Source organism: Butyrivibrio sp. WCD2001 (assembly GCF_000424485.1).
Lineage (GTDB): Bacteria > Bacillota > Clostridia > Lachnospirales > Lachnospiraceae > Butyrivibrio.
This window is the reverse complement of record NZ_AUJZ01000001.1, coordinates 35,619-58,584: the sequence shown is the minus strand read 5'-3', so window position 1 is coordinate 58,584 and position 22,966 is coordinate 35,619. Positions and strand designations below refer to the sequence as shown.

General features: G+C 41.9%; 26 protein-coding genes. 1 reads left to right on the top strand and 25 read right to left on the bottom strand.

Annotated features, from left to right (window positions below; translation table 11 throughout):
• Positions 1-2: 2 nt before the first annotated feature.
• From G630_RS0100260 to rpmF, 25 genes are all read right to left on the bottom strand, one after another.
• Positions 3-707, bottom strand: a complete 705-nt coding sequence (locus G630_RS0100260) for a response regulator transcription factor (protein WP_022760201.1) — start codon at positions 705-707, stop codon at positions 3-5.
• Positions 708-730: 23 nt separating this feature from the next.
• Complete coding sequence (locus G630_RS0100255; protein WP_044958361.1) at positions 731-1,111, bottom strand: YraN family protein; 381 nt, start codon at positions 1,109-1,111, stop codon at positions 731-733.
• Between the two features lie 5 nt (positions 1,112-1,116).
• A complete protein-coding gene (locus G630_RS0100250) occupies positions 1,117-1,434 on the bottom strand; it encodes an EscU/YscU/HrcU family type III secretion system export apparatus switch protein (RefSeq protein ID WP_022760203.1) in 318 nt (105 codons plus the stop codon).
• 12 nt (positions 1,435-1,446) lie between these two features.
• Positions 1,447-3,381 carry a flagellar hook-length control protein FliK gene (gene fliK, locus G630_RS0100245; protein ID WP_026497384.1) on the bottom strand — a complete coding sequence of 645 codons (1,935 nt, stop codon included), beginning with the start codon at positions 3,379-3,381 and terminating at the stop codon, positions 1,447-1,449.
• A gap of 14 nt (positions 3,382-3,395) precedes the next feature.
• The gene (locus tag G630_RS0100240; protein WP_026497383.1) at positions 3,396-4,163 is read right to left on the bottom strand and encodes a ribonuclease HII; all 768 of its coding nucleotides are present in this window, start codon (positions 4,161-4,163) and stop codon (positions 3,396-3,398) included.
• Positions 4,156-4,725 carry a signal peptidase I gene (gene lepB, locus G630_RS0100235; protein WP_022760206.1) on the bottom strand — a complete coding sequence of 190 codons (570 nt, stop codon included), beginning with the start codon at positions 4,723-4,725 and terminating at the stop codon, positions 4,156-4,158. The genes G630_RS0100240 and lepB (G630_RS0100235) overlap by 8 nt, the downstream gene beginning before the upstream one ends.
• The gene (gene ylqF, locus G630_RS0100230) at positions 4,722-5,600 is read right to left on the bottom strand and encodes a ribosome biogenesis GTPase YlqF (protein ID WP_026497381.1); all 879 of its coding nucleotides are present in this window, start codon (positions 5,598-5,600) and stop codon (positions 4,722-4,724) included. The genes lepB (G630_RS0100235) and ylqF overlap by 4 nt, the downstream gene beginning before the upstream one ends.
• Before the next feature lie 11 nt (positions 5,601-5,611).
• Positions 5,612-6,205, bottom strand: a complete 594-nt coding sequence (gene lepB, locus G630_RS0100225; protein WP_044927597.1) for a signal peptidase I — start codon at positions 6,203-6,205, stop codon at positions 5,612-5,614.
• 76 nt (positions 6,206-6,281) lie between these two features.
• Positions 6,282-6,629: a 50S ribosomal protein L19 gene (gene rplS / locus G630_RS0100220; RefSeq protein ID WP_022760209.1), complete on the bottom strand. Its 348-nt coding sequence runs from the start codon at positions 6,627-6,629 to the stop codon at positions 6,282-6,284.
• Between the two features lie 112 nt (positions 6,630-6,741).
• Positions 6,742-7,518: a uridine phosphorylase gene (gene udp, locus G630_RS0100215; protein WP_022760210.1), complete on the bottom strand. Its 777-nt coding sequence runs from the start codon at positions 7,516-7,518 to the stop codon at positions 6,742-6,744.
• A gap of 88 nt (positions 7,519-7,606) precedes the next feature.
• Positions 7,607-8,128, bottom strand: a complete 522-nt coding sequence (gene rimM / locus G630_RS0100210; protein ID WP_022760211.1) for a ribosome maturation factor RimM — start codon at positions 8,126-8,128, stop codon at positions 7,607-7,609.
• Positions 8,125-8,904, bottom strand: coding sequence for a tRNA (guanosine(37)-N1)-methyltransferase TrmD (gene trmD / locus G630_RS20100; protein ID WP_044958358.1), 780 nt, complete (start codon positions 8,902-8,904; stop codon positions 8,125-8,127). Before trmD ends, rimM begins: the two co-directional genes overlap by 4 nt.
• 59 nt (positions 8,905-8,963) lie before the next feature.
• Entirely contained in the window at positions 8,964-9,194 is a 231-nt protein-coding gene (locus G630_RS0100200) for a KH domain-containing protein (RefSeq protein ID WP_022760213.1), read from the bottom strand.
• 25 nt (positions 9,195-9,219) lie between these two features.
• Positions 9,220-9,462, bottom strand: a complete 243-nt coding sequence (gene rpsP / locus G630_RS0100195; RefSeq protein ID WP_022760214.1) for a 30S ribosomal protein S16 — start codon at positions 9,460-9,462, stop codon at positions 9,220-9,222.
• Between the two features lie 110 nt (positions 9,463-9,572).
• Positions 9,573-10,949: a signal recognition particle protein gene (gene ffh, locus G630_RS0100190; protein WP_022760215.1), complete on the bottom strand. Its 1,377-nt coding sequence runs from the start codon at positions 10,947-10,949 to the stop codon at positions 9,573-9,575.
• A 3-nt stretch (positions 10,950-10,952) separates the two neighbouring features.
• The gene (ylxM, locus tag G630_RS0100185) at positions 10,953-11,297 is read right to left on the bottom strand and encodes a YlxM family DNA-binding protein (protein WP_026497379.1); all 345 of its coding nucleotides are present in this window, start codon (positions 11,295-11,297) and stop codon (positions 10,953-10,955) included.
• 109 nt (positions 11,298-11,406) lie between these two features.
• Positions 11,407-12,495 (bottom strand): glycoside hydrolase family 25 protein, encoded by a 1,089-nt coding sequence (locus tag G630_RS23145; protein ID WP_049946020.1) that lies wholly within the window; start codon positions 12,493-12,495, stop codon positions 11,407-11,409.
• Between the two features lie 5 nt (positions 12,496-12,500).
• Positions 12,501-13,376, bottom strand: coding sequence for a YitT family protein (locus tag G630_RS0100175; protein WP_022760218.1), 876 nt, complete (start codon positions 13,374-13,376; stop codon positions 12,501-12,503).
• 3 nt (positions 13,377-13,379) lie between these two features.
• Complete coding sequence (ilvA, locus tag G630_RS0100170; RefSeq protein WP_022760219.1) at positions 13,380-14,609, bottom strand: threonine ammonia-lyase; 1,230 nt, start codon at positions 14,607-14,609, stop codon at positions 13,380-13,382.
• A gap of 11 nt (positions 14,610-14,620) precedes the next feature.
• Positions 14,621-15,535 (bottom strand): signal recognition particle-docking protein FtsY, encoded by a 915-nt coding sequence (gene ftsY / locus G630_RS0100165; RefSeq protein ID WP_022760220.1) that lies wholly within the window; start codon positions 15,533-15,535, stop codon positions 14,621-14,623.
• On the bottom strand, positions 15,535-19,092 hold the full coding sequence (smc, locus tag G630_RS0100160) for a chromosome segregation protein SMC (RefSeq protein ID WP_026497378.1): 3,558 nt from the start codon (positions 19,090-19,092) through the stop codon (positions 15,535-15,537). Before smc ends, ftsY begins: the two co-directional genes overlap by 1 nt.
• Before the next feature lies 1 nt (position 19,093).
• Positions 19,094-19,786 carry a ribonuclease III gene (gene rnc, locus G630_RS0100155; protein ID WP_022760222.1) on the bottom strand — a complete coding sequence of 231 codons (693 nt, stop codon included), beginning with the start codon at positions 19,784-19,786 and terminating at the stop codon, positions 19,094-19,096.
• A gap of 93 nt (positions 19,787-19,879) precedes the next feature.
• Complete coding sequence (gene acpP, locus G630_RS0100150; protein ID WP_022760223.1) at positions 19,880-20,116, bottom strand: acyl carrier protein; 237 nt, start codon at positions 20,114-20,116, stop codon at positions 19,880-19,882.
• Between the two features lie 109 nt (positions 20,117-20,225).
• Entirely contained in the window at positions 20,226-21,236 is a 1,011-nt protein-coding gene (plsX, locus tag G630_RS0100145; protein ID WP_026497377.1) for a phosphate acyltransferase PlsX, read from the bottom strand.
• Positions 21,237-21,483: 247 nt separating this feature from the next.
• The gene (rpmF, locus tag G630_RS0100140; protein WP_022760225.1) at positions 21,484-21,666 is read right to left on the bottom strand and encodes a 50S ribosomal protein L32; all 183 of its coding nucleotides are present in this window, start codon (positions 21,664-21,666) and stop codon (positions 21,484-21,486) included.
• A gap of 296 nt (positions 21,667-21,962) precedes the next feature.
• Between rpmF and G630_RS0100135 the strand changes: the two genes are divergently transcribed.
• A complete protein-coding gene (locus G630_RS0100135) occupies positions 21,963-22,937 on the top strand; it encodes a fibronectin type III domain-containing protein (RefSeq protein WP_026497376.1) in 975 nt (324 codons plus the stop codon).
• The last annotated feature ends 29 nt before the right edge of the window (positions 22,938-22,966 follow it).

The window sequence follows — 22,966 nt, the reverse complement described above, 5'->3', positions numbered from 1 at the left end:
TATCAATCCTCAGTGTCGATTTTATAGCCTACCCCCCAAACAACCTTAAGATATTTGGGATTTTTGGGATCAATCTCAATTTTTTCCCTGATGTGTCTGATATGTACTGCAACAGTATTATCAACAGACACTGCGTTCTCGTTCCAGATATTCTCGTATATCTGGCTGATAGAAAACACCTTCCCCTTATTCTTGATAAGGAACATCAGAATGTTGTATTCAATTTTGGTAAGCTTAACCTCTTCTCCGTCCACGGTTACAGACTTGGAATTGTCATTGAGAACAAGTCCGCCGGCGCGGAAAATGTACTCATCATCGGCATCCTTTGTATCCGCATTTCCAAGCTCCGTATAGCGACGTAGATTTGACTTTACTCTGGCCACAAGTTCAAGCGGATTAAATGGCTTAGTCACATAATCGTCCGCACCAATATTGAGTCCTAGAATCTTATCCGCATCCTCTGATTTGGCGGAAAGAATAATAATCGGGATGGAACTGTGCTCTCTTATCTTCATTGTGCACTGAATTCCATCCATTACCGGCATCATAATATCAATGATAGCCGCATGAATCTCATTTGTTTTTACAATCTCCAATGCTTCAATGCCATTGAAGGCTTTAAAAACATTAATTCCTTCTTGTTTTAAATATATCTCAATAGCTTCAACTATCTCTTTATCGTCATCACATACCAAAACGTTCTGCACTATCTGTAAATCCTCCTCTATTATCACCACGCATTGTAGGGAATATATGAAAAAGCATTTTTATGCCATCTTATATGAATAGCTGATGTTTCGTCAACCTTTATGGCAACAACATCATATCTTATCGGGCATTCCTCGCTTATACCGAACCGTATTTTATAAAAATCCGACACCCGGCAGATTGTCTTCTGCTTCCGGGAATTCACCGCCGCTTCCGGTTCACCGAAACGAGCTGATGTTCTGTATTTCACCTCAACAAATGTAAGATATTTTCCATCTCTTGCTATAATATCGATCTCACCCTTTTTACTCCTGAAATTTCTGCAAACAATCTTTGCTCCATTTTCCGAAAGATACTCACAGGCGAGATTTTCATAATATTGTCCTGTTTCTCTTTTATTCATAATACTTATCTATTATTTTCTTTGGCCTTAATCCTATCCATAGCATCTACGAATACCAGAATCTCAGCCACTACCTCATAAAGCTCTGGAGGAATCATTTCACCGATTTCCAGCTTCGACAGAGTATCTGCAAGCTTCGAATCCTCATGAATTGGAATATCCTGCTCTTTAGCGGCATCAATAATCCTTTCGGCCACGATACCCTTTCCGCTTGCTATAACGCGAGGAGCCCCGTCTTCATTTGGATCATACGCAAGAGCTATCGCCTGCTTTGGTTTTCCATCCTTCGTCTTTCCTTTTTCAAGATCACTGTTATCTGCCATGTTTTAGCCCTCTTATGCTCTCGCATCAAATGATGTTGTTGATAAAAAAGCTGTCTTTTTTGAATCAAGCAAACTGCTGACGGGCGGATCCTCACTGTTTTCATCCTGATCAGTATGAAGCATCATCCTCGCTTCCATAGTGTATCCTCGCTTATTCAGCCTATCATTCAGCTCCCCGATGTGCTCAGCAATAAGATCAATAACCGATTCGTCTGCGACATAGAAATTTGTCTTTACATTGGTATCTTTCATCTTCACATAAACATCGATCGGTCCGAGATTATCCATATCCAGATGCAGGATCGCACTTACCGTATCTCCCGGTTCAAACTTTTTCTTGCCGTTTGAATAAACATAAAGATCACCGTGAGCATCCTGGTCTGCCATCTTAAGAGGCAATTGAATATAATGAAACATCTGGTTGATCTGATTCATGAAATCAATATTATTCTGGAGATTCATTGCACTTTGTGCAACCTTATTCTCAGGTCCAAGGCTCTCTGTAAGCTGCTGGGTAAGCTGCTTGGCCTGTGTACTCAGTCTTGTGTAGAGATTTTCAACATTCTCCTTTATGCTCACATCATCAGGTCTTATCAGCCATTCTTCCTGCATCACATTTTTCATGAGTTTATTGTACTCATTACTACTGAATATTTTTGAAAAAGCAGCTTCCTTATTTTCAGCTGAATGTGATGCTGCCTGATAAGCATCGGCGAGTTCTTTTATAAGAGCCATCTGATCAATCTCGGTACTTTTACCCGTACCGGCCTGAGCAATAAGCTTTTGTATCTGGTCACCGGTAGCGCCTGTATTTGTGTTTAGTTCTTTGATAAGCTTGGCAAAGTCATTATCAAAAACCATTTTCTGTGTGCTTGCACTTTGGTCACCGGCTGCTTTCTCTGTTACTTTCCCGGACTGCGCTTCTTCAGAGTTCACCTGAAGCTCTTTGATATTCGGATCATCACTTACAGCATTTTGCGCATTCTGCACATTGCCGGGCTTTTGTGCATCACTCGCCACACCATCGTCCGAATTTATAATATTCTCTCCATTTGCAGTTATAACTTTTGCATCATTGTTCTGAAGCGAAACTGTACTTTCGTTTTCACCTTCGGCGAGAATCGTTTGTTCGCCGTTCGTCGCCTCTGCGTTATTTGTAACTTCACCTGTCGCGGGATTTGTCCCTGTCGCTGCATTCCGCTCCTGAATCATCGTGGCAGCATCACCCTTGACCACGGTCTGCTCCATATGCTCTGCACCTTCAGAGAGCATGTTCAATATCTTCCCGTAAAGATCATTTGCCTTTTCACCCTCACCATTTTGTACAAGCTGATTATAAGCCTCGGGAAGGTCATCCATAATAGATTTCATGGTCTCCACAACCTGATGCTCATAATTTTTATAGCTTTCAAATTGCCCGATATTCTGTTCTGTTATTGGAATATTAAGAGCCTTCATCTGAACCAGAGAAGTAACCTCTGCCTCAGGGTGAGAATTCACCGTCTGTTGCATGGCATTTAAGGAATCCTTGTCAATTCCCATCCCGTTTTCCATCATGGTCTTTACCATGTTAACGGTATCCTGTGTGACCTCAATTCCTGCTGCGTTTAGCGCTTTCAGAGCAGTCGGATCCACAGAAGTATTTTCATAAAGAGGTGTAAGTGTTATCTGTCCGGATGTTCCGCGCACCTGAAAAGATATTGTCTGTCCTTCCTTAAGGTACATGCCATCCTGGAGCTTTGCATTTATTACAGTGTCGTCTCCAAGTCTTATCTGGGCATTTTTTGCCCCATTCTCATCAGACATGGAAATAATCTTGCCGGACAGTCTCTCCCCTGTCTCCAAAGAGCGCAATGACTCCTGCGATTTTGCAGCATTCTGATTAACAATATGGCCATCAACCTGTACAACAGGCCTGTTACCGGTCAAATTCTGAATGATACTCATGCAGGCACGCTTTCTTAATTAAGAAAATTTTTTATAAAGGATTTTCTGTGAATCTCACAAGGTCCGATTTGCCGAAGAGCAGCTATGTGATCTGCACTTCCGTACCCTTTGTTATGTGAAAATCCGTAACCCGGATACTTACTGTCAAGTTCGGCCATAAGTCTGTCTCTCGTAACCTTGGCAATAATACTTGCCGCAGCTATAGATACACTTTTGGCATCACCCTTTATTATCGATTCCTGAGGATAGGCTTCAAGCTGCGGTATATGAACCGCATCAATAAGCAAAATATCAGGCTTAACAGAAAGATTATCTACAGCCTTAGCCATAGCCTCAAAGGTAGCCTGAAGGATGTTGATTTCGTCAATTCGCTCATGGGTACTAAAGCCAATACCAACCGATACAGCTTTTTCCATTATTTCCTGATAAAGCTCTTCTCTCTTTTTTTCGGATAATTTCTTTGAATCATTTATATACAGTATTTCAGCATCCGCCGGAAGAATGACCGCTGCAGCGTATACCGGTCCCGCCAGAGGGCCTCTTCCAACCTCATCTATACCACAGATATATTTTTTATCAGAATGAAGCCTCTCGTAACTTCTCATCTCATAGAGGCGCTTCTTCTCATTTTCAATAGCTGTTATATGCTTTTTTGCGGACTCAATCAGTTTTTTGACTCCCGCTCTGTCATCAGCCTCATATCTTTGGCAAAATGCTTCGTAATCCTCTACGGAAACAGCATTTGAAAGTTCAGACTTAATGACACCTATTTTCTCAGTCATCGCTCTTATTTTCCTTGTTTTTATCAATTATTCCGAAAGATGAAAAAGGATACATCCTGAGCCAGGTTCTGCCGATAATATCAGATCCCTTTATATTTCCTACGAGCGGTTCTCTTGAATCCATACTGTAATTTCTGTTATCTCCCATAACAAAATACTCATCATCACCAAGAGTTATCGGTTCTTCAGCTCTGCCGGGATTCTGGATTATTTCTGCACCGTAATGCTCCTCAAGTATCTCTCCGTTTATGTAGATATTACCGTCATAATCTATCTGAACGGTCTCTCCGGGAAGCCCTATAACCCTTTTAATAAAGTATTCGCTGGGATCCTGTGGATACGGGAAAATAACTATATCAAATCTCTTTGGCTTGGAAAACTTGTAAGTAAGCTTATCTGCCATCAGCACATCACCATCGTGAAGTGTATACATCATAGACTCACCGTCTACATCTGTTCTCTGAGCAACAAATTTCATAAACAGCATTGTTATAATGCAGACGATTAAAACTGTAAGGATAGTACTGCCTGCACTTTTCATAAACTCTTCTATTTTATTCATATCGGTCTCTCCAAAGATATTTTTCCAAGTCTCCCATTCCTGAAATCATCAAGAAGCTGCATGCATGCTCTTTCTATATCAGCTTTTCCGCCCTGTTTTATCAGTTTCCTGTTATCGGCTATAGCTGTAAGAATTGATGACTCCGGGGTCTCATACATATCCTCTTCATAGAGGAGCTTCTGCTTGTCCGTAATTCCATATTTGTCTGAAAGGACACCGGGATACCAGTCCTCGAGAATTCTTATAAGGCTTACTGCAAGCTCACCCTTATCAAGGTTCTCATCATTCATGGAACCGATAAGTGCAAGGTGAAGTCCTACATTTTCATCATCAAACTTTGGCCACAATACTCCGGGCGTATCAAGAAGCTGCAAATTCTTCCCAAGCATAATCCATTGCTTACCCTTTGTAACGCCGGGCTTATTGCCTGTTTTTGCTGCCGCCTTTCCGGAAATCCGGTTTATAAAAGTTGATTTGCCCACATTGGGGATACCTGCAACCATCGCCCTTATAGGTCTGTTTACTATCCCCCTCTTTTTATCACGCTCAATCTTCTCCCGGCAGCTCTCAGTGACCTGATCCAGAACTGTTCTTACCTGAGAGCCCGTTTTGGAGTTCATCTCCATAACTCTTGCCCCGGTGGATGAAAAATACTCTATCCACTCCTTGCTGATATCAGGATCTGCAAGATCAGCTTTATTTAAGATAACAAGTCTGGACTTATTTTGCCCGAGTTTGTCAATATCGGGGTTTCTTCCCGACATCGGTATTCTTGCATCCGTAAGTTCTATTATCAGGTCTACAAGCTTGATGTTTTCCTGCATCATGCGCATAGCCTTGGTCATATGACCGGGATACCACTGATAATTATTCATACATTCTACCTTTAATCCACAAAGCCTGTTTTACCCTCTTTAGATCCATAGGATAACCACGCTTTGCCTGCAATGGTCGAAAGCTTCACAACACCAATATTGGCACTTCTGGAATCTTCACTGCTGTTTCTGTTATCACCGAGAACAAAAAACTCTCCGCTCCCCAAAGTAATATCATTTTCAGCTATTCCAGCTTCTTCCATTTTATCATATTCACGATCTTCAGTGACGACAGTTTCGCCATTCACCAAAAGATTGCCGCCTTCAATTTTTACCGTCTCCCCAGGGACCGCAACCACTCTCTTGACATAATAATGTGATTTCTCATTACCATTTGGCAAAAAAACGATCACATCATCCTTCTTTGGCGAGGTGAGCTTGTAGACAATCCCGTCAACAAGTACACTCTGACCATTAGTAAGCGAAGGTTCCATCGAATCTCCGATGACTCTGACTCTTTTTCCGAAACAGAGCACAAGAACAAAGGCCACAAAAAAAGCCACCGCGGTATAGAACACCCACGAAAGAATCTCCTTGAAAATTTCGGGCGTTACCTTCTTTTTCTTTTCCAAATACATTGGTCTGTATCTATTTTTCCGAAGCATAAACACTCCTTAAAAATCCCAAAAGATAAAAAGGGCAATTACTAAAAAGTAACTGCCCTTACCAAAGAAATCATTCTTAGCGAACCTTTTCCTTGACCTTTGCCTTCTTACCTGTGAGGCCCTTAAGGTAGTTAAGCTTAGCTCTTCTAACCTTACCCATTCTCACAACTTCAACCTTCTCTACAAGAGGAGAGTGAAGAGGCCATGTCTTCTCAACACCTACGCCATTTGAGATCTTACGAACTGTGAATGTTGTGCGGTTTGAACCACCCTGAATCTTCTTAACAGTTCCTTCGAAAACCTGTACTCTCTCGCGGTTTCCTTCCTTGATCTTGTTGTAAACACGTACTGTGTCACCTGTGTTGAACTCAGGAGCGTTCTCGTTAAGCTGCTCCTTCTCGATCTCTGCAATGATTGTGTTCATTTGCTTTCTCCTATACTATATAAATGGACGTTCTTAAATACATGATAAAATGCGTACCAGAGGACCGTCATTTTCGCAACTATGAAATAATACCATAATTTTGCTCGCGAAGTCAAGCTTTATCTTTGGCAATCAGCTTCTTTAGTGCCTCTATAGCTACCCGGATAGCCGCATCCGTATCATGTGCCTGAGGATTATCAAGCCCGGCCTTAGCCCTCTCCTGGTTGGCAACTGTAAGCATTACAGCACCCGTTCTTGCGCGAAGCCATTGTCCAACAATAAAAAGTGCTGCGGACTCCATCTCAGAGCCAAGACATCCACATCTTTTCCATGCTTCCCACTTGTTCTCAAGCTCATAAAATACCGGCTTTGTCTCAGGTTCATGCTGTCCGTAAAAAGCGTCCTTACACTGAACAACACCGACATGATGTCTTATGCCAAGTTTCTCGGCAGACTCCTTCAGTGCCTGTGTTACATCAAATGTAGCAACCGCAGGATATTCAATCGGCGCATATTCTTTTGACGTTCCTTCCGCTCTTATAGCGCCGTTAACGACAATAAGATCTCCGCCCATGACATCAAGCTGCATTCCACCGCAGGTTCCAACTCTTATAAAAGTATCTGCACCTATCTTGTGAAGTTCCTCTACTGCAATAGATGCTGATGCTCCTCCTATTCCGGTCGAAACAACACTTACTTTCTCTCCGTCAAGATAACCGGTATAGGTGTTATATTCACGGTTATAAGCAACCTGCTTCGCATCATCAAAATAGGCCGCAATTTTCTCACATCTTCCCGGATCACCCGGCAAAATAACATACCGGCCCACATCACCTTCTTTAAGATGAATATGATATTGATATCCGGCACCTTCAGTATAATCTACCATAACCGCTTCCTCCTTATGAATTTAGCTACAATAATTATACCACCTGCACAGCTTAACCGCTAATTTCATTTCAGCACTTGCCCGATCATCAATCAAACAAACCATCCATTACGTGTATGGTCATAATCCCGTTTTCTATATCAATATTCTTAACGCATTCTTTAATTCCCGGAATCATGACTGTTTCTGCATCAGGATCATCGGTGCGCTTCATTTCATAAACATCATTGGAACCGGTCTGAATAACCTGCTGCAAAATACCGAGCTCTTTTCCATCCTCATCAACAATCTTCATTCCTTCGAGATCCGCAAGATAGTACTCACCCTCTTCCAAGGGAATGGCGTCCTCTCTGCGAACAATAAGCGGTTTCTGCCTAAGGCGTTCAACCTCATTAATATCATTGAATTCCTTGAATTTTACGATAACGAATTTTTTGTTAAAACGAACTCTCTCTATCGTAAGCTCCTTTTTTCCGTCTCTTCCGGTATCAAGGATTACTTTTTTCAGATCAAGAAATCTCTCCGGATCCTGTGTGGTAGGAAAAACATTAACTTCACCCTTAAGTCCATGTGTCGAGGCAATTACGCCAACCTGAAAATATTCTGTCATGTCTGCTCCTTAATTTTATCAAGAATCTTGTTTCTCTTCTTTATCGCTTTGGGTGTAAACTGCTCCGGATGTTCCTCTACATATTTGTCGTAAAGTTCCGGTCTTCGCTCTTTTGTTCTTTCAAGCGACTTCTGAAAACGCCATACATCTACATTCGCGTGATTACCCGAGAGTAAAACCGGCGGAACCCTCTTATCCATCCAGATTTCCGGTCTTGAATACTGAGGATATTCAAGAAGTCCGTCATCAAAAGATTCCGTCTCCGCAGATTCATCATTGTTAAGAACTCCGGGAACAAGTCTTGCCACAGCATCAATCATTACCATGGCCGGAAGCTCACCTCCCGTGAGCACATAATCACCTATAGAAATATAATCAGTGACTATCTCCTCAAGCACACGCTCATCTATTCCTTCATAGTGGCCACAGAGAAAAATAACGTCCTCCTCCGAGGAAAGTTCTCTCGCTTTTGACTGACTGAAAACCTCCCCTTGAGGCGTAACATATATAACTCTCGGATTCGAATCAGGCTTATCTTCTCTTATAGACTTCAATATATCCTGATAGCAGTCATAAATTGGCTGTGCCTGCATCAGCATTCCTGCTCCGCCGCCATATGTATAATCATCAACCTTGTTATGCTTGTTGTCTGCATAATCTCGGATGTTTATTGCCTTTGCTGTGATTATTCCCTTATCCATGGCACGTTTTAATATGCTTGTATTAAGTACATCCATTACCATTTCCGGGAATAATGTCATTATATAAAAGTTCATAACTCTCCATAGAAAAATAAATACCCGGAGCTGTAATTGCAGCCCCGGGCATAGTCATATCAATCGACGATTTCAACGTCAACCTTAAGGTTCTCTCTGGTTGATGCAGCCTTAACAACAGAGCGGATTGCTTTTGCAATTCGTCCCTGTCTTCCGATTACCTTACCCATATCAGAAGGTGCAACGTGTAGCTCCAAAACAATGGTCTGGCCGTCTTTTTTCTCATTCACAACGACCTCATCAGGGTTTTCAACCAGAGCCTTTGCAATAACTTCAACCAATTCTTTCATGAATTTTCCCCTAGTTAAAAAGTGATTACTTAATACCTGCCTGCTTGAAGATCTTGCTAACAACATTTGTAGGCTGAGCACCGTTTGCAAGCCACTTCTTTGCAAGTTCCTCATTTACCTTGCATGTGCTGGGATCTGTGTTAGGATCATAAGTTCCGATCTCCTCGATGAACTTTCCGTTTACAGGGAACTTTGAATCAGAAACAACGATACGATAAAAAGGAACCTTCTTTTTACCAATTCTCTTAAGTCTAATTTTTACTGCCATTTTTAAAATCCTCCATTTAATAAATAAAAATGTTAACTATGATAAACGAATTTCTCCGCAATCATCATGTGTCTATATGAAATCCTTACAGGATACTCATAACTAATTGTTTAAAAGAACTTACCAAAGCCGCCCTTTCCAAGGCCACCTAAACCGCCAAGTCCGCGTCTGCCCTTTTTCCCCATAAGTCCGGGCATCTGCTTCATCATCTTCTGCATCTGATCAAACTGCTTGATGAAACGGTTTACATCTGCTATATCATTGCCGGACCCCTTAGCTATTCTGTATTTTCTCTGAGGGTTCATGAGCTTCGGATTTTTACGCTCGGCCGGTGTCATTGAAAGTACTATGGCTTCCATTCTGGCAAGCTGCTTTTCATCGGGAAGCTGATCATCTCCGATCTTACCCATTCCGGGAAGCATTCCCATAATTGCTCCAAGGCCACCCATATTTCGCATCTGCTTCATGGACTCAAGGTACATCTCAAAATCGATCTTACCTTTTTTCATCTTGGAGGCCATCTCGCGCTCTTTTTCTTCATCGCGCTCACGATTGGTCTCTACAACCTTATCGATGAGGCTGAGCACATCGCCCATTCCCAAAATTCTGCTGGCCATACGGTCGGGATAAAACTGCTCAAGATCTGAGAGTTTCTCGCCCATACCAACATAAAGAATAGGCTTGCCTGTAACCTGTCTTGCAGAGAGTGCCGCACCACCTCTAGTGTCACCGTCCATCTTACTGAGGACGATTCCATCGATGCCGATTCTGTCATTGAACTGAACTGCTACATCTACAGCAGCCTGACCTGTCATGGCATCAACAACAAGAAGTGACTGGTGAACAGTGACTGCTTCTTTAATTGCCACCAGCTCCTGCATCATATCTTCATCGATCTGCAGTCGGCCTGCAGTATCGAGAATTACCACATTTTCATTATTTTTCTCAGCATGTTCTATTGCAGCCTTAGCAATTTCTACAGGACTGACATCCGTCCCCATGGAGAAGAAATCAACTTCCTGCTTCTTGGCATTGATTTCAAGCTGATCAATAGCCGCCGGTCTGTAAATATCACAGGCTACAAGAAGAGGCTTTTTACCTTTAAGCTTAACCTTGCCTGCTATCTTGGCTGCGGTAGTCGTCTTACCTGTACCCTGAAGACCGCACATCATTATAACAGTGATGCTCTTACCGGGCTGGAACTGGATCTCTGTGATCTCAGATCCCATAAGATCAGTCAACTCTTCGTTAACAATTTTGACAACCATCTGCGCAGGATTCAGTCCGTTTAAAACATCCTCACCGACAGCTCTCTCCTGAACCTTGTTAACAAAATACTTAACCACACGGAAGTTAACATCCGCCTCGAGAAGTGCCATCTTGACTTCCTTCATGGCAGTCTTGACATCCTCCTCCGACAGACGGCCCTTGCCGCGCAGATTCTTGAATACATTCTGCAGTTTATCGGATAAGTTTTCAAATGCCATATGTTATGACAGCTCCTCTGTAATTGATTCTATTGCCTTAAGGACAACCGCTCTAAGTTCATCATCCTTAAGTTCTTTGTCAGAAGCAGCACCCGCAAGCTCATCAAGCTGATGTCTGATCCTGTCTGTTCTTTCGATCATGTGAAGTCTTTTCTCATATCCTTCAAGAGAATTGGTGCATCTCTTTAAAAGGTCATGAACTCCCTGCTTGCTGATATCATACTCTTCAGCTATCTCCACAAGGGAAAGATCATTGTAGACCGCATCCTCATATACTTTTCTCTGATGATCAGTCAGAAGCTCGCCGTAAAAGTCATACAAAAGCCCCTGTTCAACAATTCTCTCCATTGTATCTCCAAACAGATAATAAACAATACAAAAAATGCGATACTATACGCACGAAGCATATAATATCGCATATATTTTAAAGTGTCAAGTATTTTTACTTTACTTTCATTTATTCTTTACGGATAACACAAAAATCCAAGTTTACCTCTCCTTCAATACCATCAATAACGCCATTTCTTGAAAACTGCCACATCCTATAGTCATAAGGATAGTATTGGGGGAATCCATAATAGGATACCCATACAGGATATTTTTCCAGCGATACCGGCTCAAGGAACTCTGTAAAAGTCCTTATACCGCCCATTATCATGGGAGTATATCCTTCTTCTTTTACCCTCTCGCAAAAAGCATCGGCGATTTCCGAATAAATCTGCTTTGTCAGCTTTGAGGTCCTGGCATCCGATGAATTTGTCTGTTCAAGATCAAGTGCCACAGGGTAAGTAATTTCATAATTCTTAATCTGTTTTAAGACGTATTCCGCCTCTTCCACAGCCTCATCAGCATCAATTGATTGTGAATAGAAGTAAACTCCGACCTCCAGTCCGGCCTTCTGAGCATTCTTTATATTTGTCTTAAAATAGTCATCTTCAAGAATAGTGCCCTCGACAGAACCGCGAAGTCCCACTCTTATCATTACAAAATCTATGCCTTCGGATTTAACCTTATAAAAGTCAATATCGCCCTGGGTTCTGGAAACGTCAATTCCTTTAGTAATAGACAGACTCTCATCCGTTCCTATATACTTTACAGTTCCGTCTTCAAGGAGCTGAAAATCCTCCTCTGTCAGCGGACTTAGGGGAAGCGACTCATCTATAGGAGTAAAATAATACTGCCCCGCATATTCGGTAATTATTTCATCAGGATAGAGGGTTCTTATAGCACCTATTCTATCGCCCTCTTCGAGCTTCCCTCTGAAGATGTCCCTGAGCCTGTCTCCTTCTTCCTTACGCGCCTTTGCATCAGCCTGATCGATAAGCTGGTTGGCTCTCGCAGTAGTGTAATAGCCCTCCGTCTCAAGCGCGTCGAGCTCACTCTGCGATGCATCAGCCTGTCTTCTTATCGCAGCATTGCTAAGAAGGAGTCCGATACAGGTCGACAGCGCCAAAAGACTCACAAGGCTGAGGAAAATAACCGAAATCAGATTCTTGGTATTCTTAACCATTTTGCTGTTGTTTTTGGTATTTTCAGTTTTCTTCATAAGTATTATATCCGCTCATCAAAATAGCTCTTATAGCCTTCACCGAATATCTCTGACGCACTTGTAACTATCATAAATGCATCAGGATCCTCCTCACGGACTATATCCTCCGCCATAGGAGAAAGTCTCTTTTTTATAGCACAGAGTATAACCTTCTTATTTTCGCCACTGTAAGCACCCTGTCCGAAAACATGTGTTACACCGACATCCAGTTCCTTAAGAAGTCTGGATGTGATCTTATCTGTATGATCCGAAATAATATAAATAAGCTTAGCTTCATCTCGACCATAAAGAACAAAGTCGATAACATAGGATGTTATCATTACAGCAAGGAATGAATACAGAACAACTTTTATATCTCTTAAAACAACACCGGCAAAGCTCACAACAAATATATCTATCATCATGAAAAGCACACCGGTCTTGATATGAGGATACTTAATTCTAAGTATCTTTATTATAACATCCGTTCCGCCCGTAGTCGCGTGGCATTTAAATGTAATACCGATTCCTACGGCAACAAAAATACTGCCGAATATCACACCGAGAATTACATCCTTAACGATAATCCCCGACGCATATCTTGCGATAAGATCCGTAAAAATAGAATTGACTACCGTAGCGTAAACAGTCGAAATCGTAAATCTTATTCCAAATTTATAGATTGCCAGAAAAAGAATAGGAATGTTCATAAGCATGAACCATACACCCGTTCCTATAGGCACAATTCTGTTCAGAACGATAGCTGCACCGGTAAGACCACCGGGCGCAATATTATTAGGATCATTAAACAGACTGGTCCCTATTGCGTATAAGAATGCTCCGAACGTAATAAGGAGATAATCCGTACCTTTTCTGGTAATCTTTTCTACATATGCCATAAATTAAATAATTGTGCGAACAAGCTTCGGCCTGTAACCATGCTCTTCAAGGATCTTTATAATCTGTTCCTTGTGTTCGCTGCCAAATGCCTCCAAAGTAATACGCAGTTCAACAGCTGCGCTTCTGTTGATCGATACAAACTGATTGTGCTCGAGTTTGATTACATTTCCACTGGTCTTCGCTATAACCTCTGCCACTGCAGCAAGTTGTCCCGGCTTATCGGGAAGAAGAACTGAAACTGTAAATATACGATTTCTCATAATGAGTCCCTGCTGGACAACAGAGCTCATTGTAATGATATCCATATTTCCGCCTGAAAGAACACAGACAATCCTCTTATCCTTAACATCAAGCTGTTTAAGCGCTGCAACGGAAAGAAGTCCGGAATTCTCAACAACCATCTTATGGTTCTCAACCATATCAAGGAAGGATACGACAAGATCCTCATCCGGAACAGCAATTATGTCATCAATGTTTTGCTGGATATAGGGGAATATCTTTTCGCCGGGTGTTTTAACCGCAGTACCGTCAGCAATTGTATTAACTGTAGGAAGAGTTGTAACTTTACCGTTTTTAAGGCTCTCCTGCATACAGTTAGCACCTGCAGGTTCAACACCGATTACCTTTATCTTGGGATTAAGGAGCTTCGCAAGGGTACCCACACCTGTTGCAAGTCCGCCACCTCCGATGGGAACAAGAATCATGTCCACTGTAGGCAGTTCTTTGATTATCTCCATAGCAATGGTTCCCTGACCTGTTGCCACATCAAGGTCATCAAAAGGATGAACAAAGGTATATCCATGCTCATCCGCAAGCTTAAGTGCATGCTCGCAGGCTTCATCATATACATCACCATGAAGAATGACCTCTGCGCCGAGAGCCTTTGTTCTGTTCACTTTGATAAGAGGAGTTGAAGTAGGCATAACGATTGTAGCCTTTACTCCGTAGCTCTTTGCTGCATAAGCCACACCCTGCGCGTGGTTACCTGCTGATGCAGTGATGAGCCCCTTCTTTCTCTCATCCTCAGACATTGTAGATATTTTGTAATAAGCACCTCTAACCTTATATGCCCCGGTTCTCTGGAGATTCTCAGGCTTTAAATAGACCTTACTGCCTGTGGCAGCGCTCCAATAGTCACTGTAAATAAGTTTTGTTTCAAGAGTTACCTTTTTAACATCCTCATACGCTTCCTCGAATGCGGGAAGCGTCAGGCTTTCGTTTTTCTCAGACATGTCCATTCTCCTTATGAAAATAATGCATCTACAAACTGGTCGGAATTAAATCTCTCAAGATCCTCTAGAGCTTCACCGACGCCGATATATTTAACCGGAATATTAAGCTCTGACACAATAGCAACTGCTATTCCGCCCTTTGCCGTACCATCAAGCTTAGTGAGAACTATTCCGGTAAGATCAGCAACCTCACCGAACTCTCTCGCCTGCGATATAGCATTCTGTCCGGTTGTGCCGTCAAGAACAATAAAGTTTTCTCTATGTATTCCGGGAAGCTCCTTGTCAAGAATCCTGTTCATCTTGGCAAGCTCCTCCATCAGATTCTTCTTATTATGAAGTCTTCCGGCCGTATCAATCATAAGAATGTCGCAATCTCTCGACCTGAAAGCAGCAACAGCATCATAGATTACACTGGCGGGATCCGCTCCCTCTTTTCCGGAAATAAGCGGAACTTCGGCCCTGTCTGTCCACTGTCTTAATTGCTCAGTAGCACCTGCCCTGTAGGTATCGGCAGCCGCAACAAGTACTTTCTTGCCTTTCTTTCTGAAATGAGCAGCAAGTTTTCCGACAGATGTCGTCTTACCGACACCGTTTACTCCGATAACAAAAATAACTGTCTTATCTTCCTCAAACTTATAGGTATCGTCATCAGTCTTCATCTGCTCTCTGATGTTGGATACAAGGAGTGTCTTGCATGCCCAGGTATCTGTTATATGATTATCCCTGACCTGCTCGCGGAGCTTGTCCATAATCCTGCTGGTAGCATTAACTCCGATATCTCCCATAATGAGAGTCTCTTCAAGTTCCTCGTAGAAATCCTCATCCACAGTTGAAAAGTTGCTAAGGACATTATTTATTCCCTTTACAACACCTTCTTTAGTTTTTGATAGGCCATTTGAAAGCCTTGAAAAAAAGCCACCTGCCATTAATCCGTCAGCTCCTTATCAATCAAATTAACACTTACAAGTGTCGACACACCCTTCTCCTGCATGGTTATACCATAGAGTCTGTCAGCACTTTCCATTGTACCACGCCTATGGGTAATTACAATAAACTGGGTTGATTTCAGCTTATGCAGATAATGTGCAAATCTAACTACGTTATTTTCATCAAGCGCCGCCTCAATCTCATCAAGCAAGCAGAAAGGTGACGGCTTCAGATTCTGAATTGCAAACAGAAGCGCAATTGCAGCAAGTGCCTTCTCACCACCGGAAAGTTGCATCATATTAACAAGTTTCTTTCCCGGAGGCTGAGCATTGATTCTGATTCCAGCCTCAAGGATATCCTCATCCTCAACAAGTTCCAGCGTACCCTTACCGCCTCCGAACATTTCTTTAAATACCTTGTCAAACTCTGACTGTATTTTTGTAAACTCTTCCATGAACTGCTTTCTCATGGATTCATCGAGTTCGGAAATAATCTCGCGAAGCTGCTGCTCGGCTGTAACAAGATCATCATGCTGTGTCTTCATGAAGGTATATCTCTCCATGAGCACTCTGTAATCCTCAATGGCGTTAACATTAACATCACCGAGTTTTCTTATAGCATCCTTTAACGAGCCTATCTGCTTCTTCATCGCAGACATATCGGTGAGACTTTCGTCTCTCATGGAGGATGCATCGGTTAATGTTATCTCATACTCATCCCACATATAGTTGATCTGAGTCTCTATAGCTTCCTTTGCTCTCTCACATCTGGCACCAAGTCTTGTAACTTCCTTATCGAGTCCGTTCATCGTCTGATTCAGTTCTTCTGTAAGTTTAAAGAAATTCTTCTGAGAAGCTGTAAGTTCTTCCTTCTTTGCACGCTTCTCTTCCATCTCCTTATTTACATCGGACTGAACATCCTTGGAACTCTCAATTGTAAGCTTTATCTCCTCGATGTCCTTCTTCCTCTGCTGGAGGATCTCGTTATTTTCTTTTATTGATGCAAGAATTTCATCGAGAGCCGCCTTCTCTGTAGCTATCTCACTGTTTATACGATCAAGATTCTGCTGTTCAAAGGTCTCCTTCTGCAAAATCTTCTCATATTCGATATCCCAGGAAGAAACATTCTCAGCTTCTTTCTCTTCGTCGGCATGCAAGGCTTCAAGCTTAGCCTGATACTGAGTAACCTTCTCGGATTCATCCTTCTCGGTTTTTTCAGAAAGTTCAAGAGCTTTCTTGTACTCCTCACGCTCACCATCAATATCGATAATCTGCTTCTCGATTGACGCGCTCTCTTCCTTCAGGTCTGAGTAATTACCCTTCTGCTGATTCTGTCTCTCCTTCTCATTCTCAACATTGATTCTGGCTGTATTCTGCTCTATGAATTTAGTTTGAAGAGAAGTTCTGGTCTCCTCAACGATAACTCTCAGCTCATTTCTGCGCTTCTTGGTATCCTCTATCTCCTTTTGGAAAAGAGCGATATCCTCCTTGCACTTCTTGATATTTTTCTCAAGTTCCTCCATCTCTCTGCGTCTTCCGAGGAGATTGGAGTTATTTCTGAAGGTACCACCACTTATGGCTCCTCCGGGAACAAGAAGTTCACCCTCAAGTGTAACCATTCTGATGGTATACTTGTATTTTCTTGCGATTAAAACCGCATTGTCTACTGTATCGACAACAACAATTCTTCCAAGCATTGCCTTCGCAACACTTCTGTATCTGTCCTCTGTCTCAACAAGTTCATCCGCCATACCGAGAACACCCTTTTCGCTTAGGGCTTCCTGTGCCTTGAACTCCTGAGGTTCGCGAATACTTGTAAGTGGAAGAAAAGTTGCTCTTCCGGCCTTGGTCTTTTTCAGATAAGCAATCATATCCTTTGCGGTTTCTTCATCATCGGTTACGATATTCTGAATATTACCGCCCAGTGCTATCTCTATAGCCGTTTCATACTTGGGCTGAGTCTTTATAATATCGGCAACAACACCTATGATTCCAGGATTGTCGTCCTTTTTCTCCATTACCTTCTTAACGCTTCCGCCGTAGCCTTCATAGCGTTCGGTAAGATTACTCAATGTTTCAAGCTTTGACTTTTCCTGCGTATAAAGGTTCTGTGCATCACGGAGCTTCGAATCCTTTGCGGAGAGTTTATCTCTTATACCCGCAAGCTCATTCTCCGAATCCTTCTGCTTCATGTTCATTTTACGGATTTCATCCGTAATCTGATCGAACTCGGCCTGAAGCTTTTTGATTATTTCTTCCTGCATGGACTCATCGGAACGCGCCTTAACAAGCTTTCCGGTAAGCTCTGCCTTTCTGATATTTATCTGTTCCTGTCTGGTATCAAGAGAACTCAGTTTACCTTTGATTGACGAACGCTCCGACAATGTCTCGATTATCCTGCTCTTGCAGTTCTCGATCTCATTATTTATCTCGCTAATGTTCGCAACGATACCATCAAGTTTTTTTCTTGCTTCCTGTCTGTCTGCGGAAAGGACTTCCAGTTCCTTGTCTATCTCGCCCTTTACGACAAGCACCTTATCTCTTTCCTTTTCCTTTTCGGAAATCTTAAGCTCTTCATCGGCTTTTCTTTTTTCAAAATGTTCAGCATCACTTGTAGCAGATCTGATCTGCTCATTCATAATACCGATCTGGCCTTCAAGCTTCTCGCGTTTTACAGAAGTATCCGTAATCTTTGCTCTTGCTTCTTCGATATCATGATCAATAGCTTCCAGTTCTTCCTGAATCTGCTCGTACTTAATCTTTGTATCTTCATACTTTTCCTTTGCTTCTTCAAGATTTTTGGTCGCAATCTTTAGACACTCTTCAGACTCCTCGAGATTCTTCTTCTGTGCCGCATTTTCCAAAAGGAACATGTTTACATCCAGAGTCTTCAACTCTTCTTTATGTTTTAAGTAAACCTTTGCAACCTCTGACTGTTTCTCAAGTGGCTCAACCTGTTTCTCAAGTTCTGAAAGGATATCATTCACTCGGGTCAGGTTCTGCTTTTCCTGCTCCAGCTTCTTGATAGCAGTATCCTTTCTGGACTTAAACTTAACAATACCTGCAGCCTCATCAAATAGATTACGTCTGTCCTCGGGTTTACTGGACAAAATCTGGTCAATCTGGCCCTGTCCGATAATAGAGTATCCCTCTTTACCGATACCGGTATCAAAAAACAGCTCATTAACATCCTTAAGTCTGCATGAGTTGCCGTTTATCATATATTCACTCTCTCCTGAGCGGTAAAGCCTTCTGGAGACAGTTACTTCATCATATTCAATAGGAAGCGCATGATCCGAATTATCAAGCGTTATAGCGACATAAGCGTAGCCAAGGGGTTTCCTCAGCTCCGTTCCCGCAAAGATTACATCCTGCATAGTGCCGCCACGAAGCTGCTTGATTCTCTGTTCTCCGAGAACCCATCTGACAGCATCGGCGACATTGCTTTTACCCGAACCGTTAGGTCCGACAATTCCTGATATTCCGTTGTGAAATTCCAGTTTTATCTTATTTGCAAATGACTTAAAGCCGTGAATTTCTATGCTTTTTAAATACATGTTACTCTTTTTTCAATTCCAGGATAGCCTGATATGCAGCCTTCTGCTCAGCCGCTTTCTTGGTACGTCCTGACCCCTCTCCCAATTTTTTATCGCCCACGTAGACCGCAGACTCGAATATTTTATCATGCTCGGGCCCTTTTTCGCCACAAATTTCATAGCGAAGTTCCAAACCGTTGTCTCTCTGCACCATCTCCTGAAGCACAGACTTGCTGTCATAAAAAATCTGCTTCTCTTCGGGATTGTCCAGTATAAATTTCTCAATATGAGCTTTAGCAGCTTTAATTCCGCTGTCGAGATAAATAGCACCTATAATAGCTTCCATTACATCAGAAATAATGGATTCCCTGTATCTTCCGCCGGTAGCCTCTTCGCCCTTTCCGAGAATGAGGTATTTTTCAAGGTGAATACTGCTCGCACAATATGCAAGCGCAGGCTCACAGACCATAGATGCTCTCATCTTGGTCATCTCGCCCTCTTTCTTATCCGGGTATTTCTTATAAAGATAGTGACTGGAAACAAGTTCAAGTACAGCATCTCCGAGGAACTCAAGCCTCTCGTAATCTCCCCTTTTATTTATCTTCTGCTCGTTTGCATAGGAGCTGTGTGTAAGCGCCTGTAAAAGCAGATTACTATCCTTAAAATGATATCCGATACTCTCCTGTAATTCGTTAAGTTCATTCTCGCCTATCATAATATTCTCTCCTTAAACAAACAAAGTGATATGACGCAAAGCAAACATCGCGGGCTCTGCTCCATATCACCTGATTGTCGTTATTATTGTCTGTCAGCCTTCATTTCTGGCTTTCTTCAGAAGCTCAACCGCCTCGCCTACTGTTGTGATCTTCTCTGCAAGTTCTGCATCAATTTTCACATCAAACTCGTCCTCTATCCCCATGATGATCTGGAATACATCGAGTGAATCAGCTCCTAGATCGTCAGTGAAGGTTGAGTCCATAGTGATCTCATTTACATCAACATTAAGTACGCCGGCAATTACTTCCTTAAGCTTTTCGAATTCCATAACTTTTCCATCCTTTTTACATATTATTATGCGATAAAAAACGCATATCATATCTGTGTTCTAAAACTATAATACTATTCACGGTACCTTTACAAGTACTTTTTATACATCAGGTATCTGACAAAATAGATTCCTTGATTTTCTCGGCAATATTCTGCTCCTTAAAGGTTACACACTGCAGAATACTGTTCTTAACCTCTACGGCCTTGGCACTTCCGTGGGTCTTAACAACAAGTCCTGTAAGTCCAAGCATAGGTGCACCGCCGTATTGATTCATATCATAGTCCTTCAAGGCATCCTTGAGAGCCGGTTTAATAAGCAGTCCTCCAATCTTTGCTCTTAAGGAACTCATAAGTCCCTTCTTAACTACTTTGAGGAGCGCAGTTGCAACGCCTTCATACATCTTAAGTATTACATTACCGGTAAAAGCCTCACATACTATTACATCAGCAACGCCGTAGGGAATATCCCTTGCTTCAACAGAGCCGATGAAGTTGATGTCCGGGCAGTTCTTAAGAAGTGGGAATGTCTCTTTAACAAGCACATTGCCCTTCTCCTCCTCAGCACCGATATTTACGATTCCGACTCTGGGATTCTTAATCCCACAAACATTCTCCATGTATACCGAACCCATCTTTGCAAACTGTACAAGATGAGAAGGTCTGGCATCAACATTGGCACCGCAATCAATCAGAAGAGACACTCCGTTCTCTGTAGGAATAAGCGGTGCAAGAGGTGATCTCTCAACCCCCTTAATTCTTCCTATAATAACCTGACCGCCGACAAGTGTCGCACCAGTACTTCCGGCAGAAACATATGCATCACACTCACCGTGTTTTACAAGGAACATAGCCTTAACTATAGAAGAATCCTTCTTAGTTCTTATTGCCATAACCGGAGGCTCAGCCATCTCAATGACTTCCTCTGCATTTACTATCTCGACTCTGCTCTCATCATAAGTATATTTAGAGAGTTCATCCTTAATTATCTGCTCTTTTCCCACAAAAAAAATCTTAAGTCTGTCAGATTCCTCAAGAGCATCCACGGCGCCCTTAATTATCTCTCCGGGTGCATTGTCGCCACCCATGGCATCCAGCGCCACTTTTACAAGCTCAGCCATAATTCCTCCTCTATATACCACGGTTTATATCTGACTAAATCTTGTCGGATGTCCGTTTTTGTACTGTCGTGCAAAATACGCACGACAACAAAAAAGGCTCCGCATAAAAAATAAGTTTAAATAATCCATAAAAATTCTACTAAATAAATATAAAAAAAGCAACGAACCGAATTATAAAAAACTTTTACATATAGCAAAAGCCCGAGACCAAAATGATCTCGGGCCAAATATGCTTAAATAATTAAAATCAATCCTCGTTAACCACAACGCTCTTCTTGTTGTAGTAGCCACATTTCTTGCAAACCTTGTGAGGCTGCATAAGCGCGCCACAGTGGCTGCACTTAACCAGTGTGGGAGCAGTCATTTTCCAGTTTGCTCTTCTCTGGTCTCTGTGACCCTTGGAAGACTTATTCTTCGGGCAGATAGACATTCGGTAACACCTCCTTACAGCGTTCATATCATGAACCATAAATGGTCATTTAGCATTTTTCAACACACTCTTGGTATTATAAGCATATAATCCGCAGTTGTCAACGATAAAATTATAATGTATTATCACCGTCTCTTCCACCTATTATAAATATGAAAAAATTATAAACGGAAATACATCCATTATAATTAGCAATTGGCGTTAAAAGTTTAGCATTTTTTTAGAATTATTTATAAATTATTCGTGTTATAATGAATTTTATAAAATAAAATTTTTCCTATGAGGAGGAGAACTAAATGAAGAAACTATTAAAGTATTTGTCTCTCGCAATGATGCTCTCATTGCTGCTGGTTCCTGCCGTTAAGGCAAAAGCCGCTTACAGCCAGCCTGTAAAGGTTGAATCCAGAACCGCAAATTCATTTACCGTATCCTGGCAAGCACCTACTGCAGGAACTACCTATTATTACAAATTAGGTATTGGTACAAGCGTTGAGGATGCCACCACGAAACTGGCTGCAGTTACTCCAACTACTGTTGGAACGACCAATACATGCACCATCCCGAACCTTACACCCGGCACAAAATATACAATACTGGTTCAGGTTTCTACCGACAATGAAAAATTCGACGATCATGCTACTGTTGTTGCAGTAACTCTCCCTGCCGTACCGAAGAATATAAGACAGGACTATTGGAGAGCTTCTGATGAAAAGACAGTCTTTTCATGGGATTGTGACGGAAATGCAGCCGGATTCCAGCTTATTCTTAACGACGGCGTTGATAAGGTAACGAAAGAAACAACAGAGAAAACATGTACCTATAACTGCGACGATGACGCAACAAAGCTTGATGTTACAATTCGTTCTTATGTTTTAGATACTAATAACAGCAAAATTTTCAGTGAATGGTCAGAGACCTACAGATGCTTCGGTCAGCCGATGCTCAAGGAAAACGATGACGGATATGCTATTAGCGTAGTAGGCAGCAAGCTTAAGCTTGAATGGGAAAAAGAACCTCGTGCTAATGGTTATGAAATTTATATCGGCTCAAAGAGAAACGGCACTTACAAGAAGGTAAAGACAATAAACGGCAAGGACAAGACAAAGGCAACCTTGTCTAAAGACAATAAGAATAAGAAGTTCAAGAAGAACAAGGATTATTATGTTTATGTTCTTTCCTTCAGAAAAGATAATGGTAAGATTACAAGATCAAGTTCAACTTATCTGTATTTCTACCACAAGGGCGAAACATATATGACTCTTAAGAAATAACATACACTGACAACTGAATATTGAATACA

Bases quoted from the DNA above. Each gene is read 5' to 3' on its own strand.
- rimM (WP_022760211.1), bottom strand. From the start codon at position 8,128: ATGACAGAATATTTTCAGGTTGGCGTAATTGCCTCGACACATGGACTT.
- acpP (WP_022760223.1), bottom strand. From the start codon at position 20,116: ATGGAATTCGAAAAGCTTAAGGAAGTAATTGCCGGCGTACTTAATGTT.
- trmD (WP_044958358.1), bottom strand. From the start codon at position 8,904: ATGAACTTTTATATAATGACATTATTCCCGGAAATGGTAATGGATGTA.
- ftsY (WP_022760220.1), bottom strand. From the start codon at position 15,535: ATGGCAGGTGGCTTTTTTTCAAGGCTTTCAAATGGCCTATCAAAAACT.
- ylxM (WP_026497379.1), bottom strand. From the start codon at position 11,297: ATGGAGAGAATTGTTGAACAGGGGCTTTTGTATGACTTTTACGGCGAG.
- smc (WP_026497378.1), bottom strand. From the start codon at position 19,092: ATGTATTTAAAAAGCATAGAAATTCACGGCTTTAAGTCATTTGCAAAT.
- G630_RS0100240 (WP_026497383.1), bottom strand. From the start codon at position 4,163: ATGACTGAGAAAATAGGTGTCATTAAGTCTGAACTTTCAAATGCTGTT.
- rnc (WP_022760222.1), bottom strand. From the start codon at position 19,786: ATGATAGGCGAGAATGAACTTAACGAATTACAGGAGAGTATCGGATAT.
- ffh (WP_022760215.1), bottom strand. From the start codon at position 10,949: ATGGCATTTGAAAACTTATCCGATAAACTGCAGAATGTATTCAAGAAT.
- G630_RS0100255 (WP_044958361.1), bottom strand. From the start codon at position 1,111: ATGAATAAAAGAGAAACAGGACAATATTATGAAAATCTCGCCTGTGAG.
- lepB (WP_022760206.1), bottom strand. From the start codon at position 4,725: ATGAATAAAATAGAAGAGTTTATGAAAAGTGCAGGCAGTACTATCCTT.
- rplS (WP_022760209.1), bottom strand. From the start codon at position 6,629: ATGAACACAATCATTGCAGAGATCGAGAAGGAGCAGCTTAACGAGAAC.
- rpmF (WP_022760225.1), bottom strand. From the start codon at position 21,666: ATGTCTATCTGCCCGAAGAATAAGTCTTCCAAGGGTCACAGAGACCAG.
- fliK (WP_026497384.1), bottom strand. From the start codon at position 3,381: ATGAGTATCATTCAGAATTTGACCGGTAACAGGCCTGTTGTACAGGTT.
- G630_RS0100200 (WP_022760213.1), bottom strand. From the start codon at position 9,194: ATGAAAGAATTGGTTGAAGTTATTGCAAAGGCTCTGGTTGAAAACCCT.
- ylqF (WP_026497381.1), bottom strand. From the start codon at position 5,600: ATGAATAATTATCAGTGGTATCCCGGTCATATGACCAAGGCTATGCGC.
- udp (WP_022760210.1), bottom strand. From the start codon at position 7,518: ATGGTAGATTATACTGAAGGTGCCGGATATCAATATCATATTCATCTT.
- rpsP (WP_022760214.1), bottom strand. From the start codon at position 9,462: ATGGCAGTAAAAATTAGACTTAAGAGAATTGGTAAAAAGAAGGTTCCT.
- plsX (WP_026497377.1), bottom strand. From the start codon at position 21,236: ATGGCTGAGCTTGTAAAAGTGGCGCTGGATGCCATGGGTGGCGACAAT.
- G630_RS0100250 (WP_022760203.1), bottom strand. From the start codon at position 1,434: ATGGCAGATAACAGTGATCTTGAAAAAGGAAAGACGAAGGATGGAAAA.
- G630_RS23145 (WP_049946020.1), bottom strand. From the start codon at position 12,495: ATGAAGAAAACTGAAAATACCAAAAACAACAGCAAAATGGTTAAGAAT.
- ilvA (WP_022760219.1), bottom strand. From the start codon at position 14,609: ATGTCTGAGAAAAACGAAAGCCTGACGCTTCCCGCATTCGAGGAAGCG.
- G630_RS0100175 (WP_022760218.1), bottom strand. From the start codon at position 13,376: ATGGCATATGTAGAAAAGATTACCAGAAAAGGTACGGATTATCTCCTT.
- G630_RS0100135 (WP_026497376.1), top strand. From the start codon at position 21,963: ATGAAGAAACTATTAAAGTATTTGTCTCTCGCAATGATGCTCTCATTG.
- lepB (WP_044927597.1), bottom strand. From the start codon at position 6,205: ATGCTTCGGAAAAATAGATACAGACCAATGTATTTGGAAAAGAAAAAG.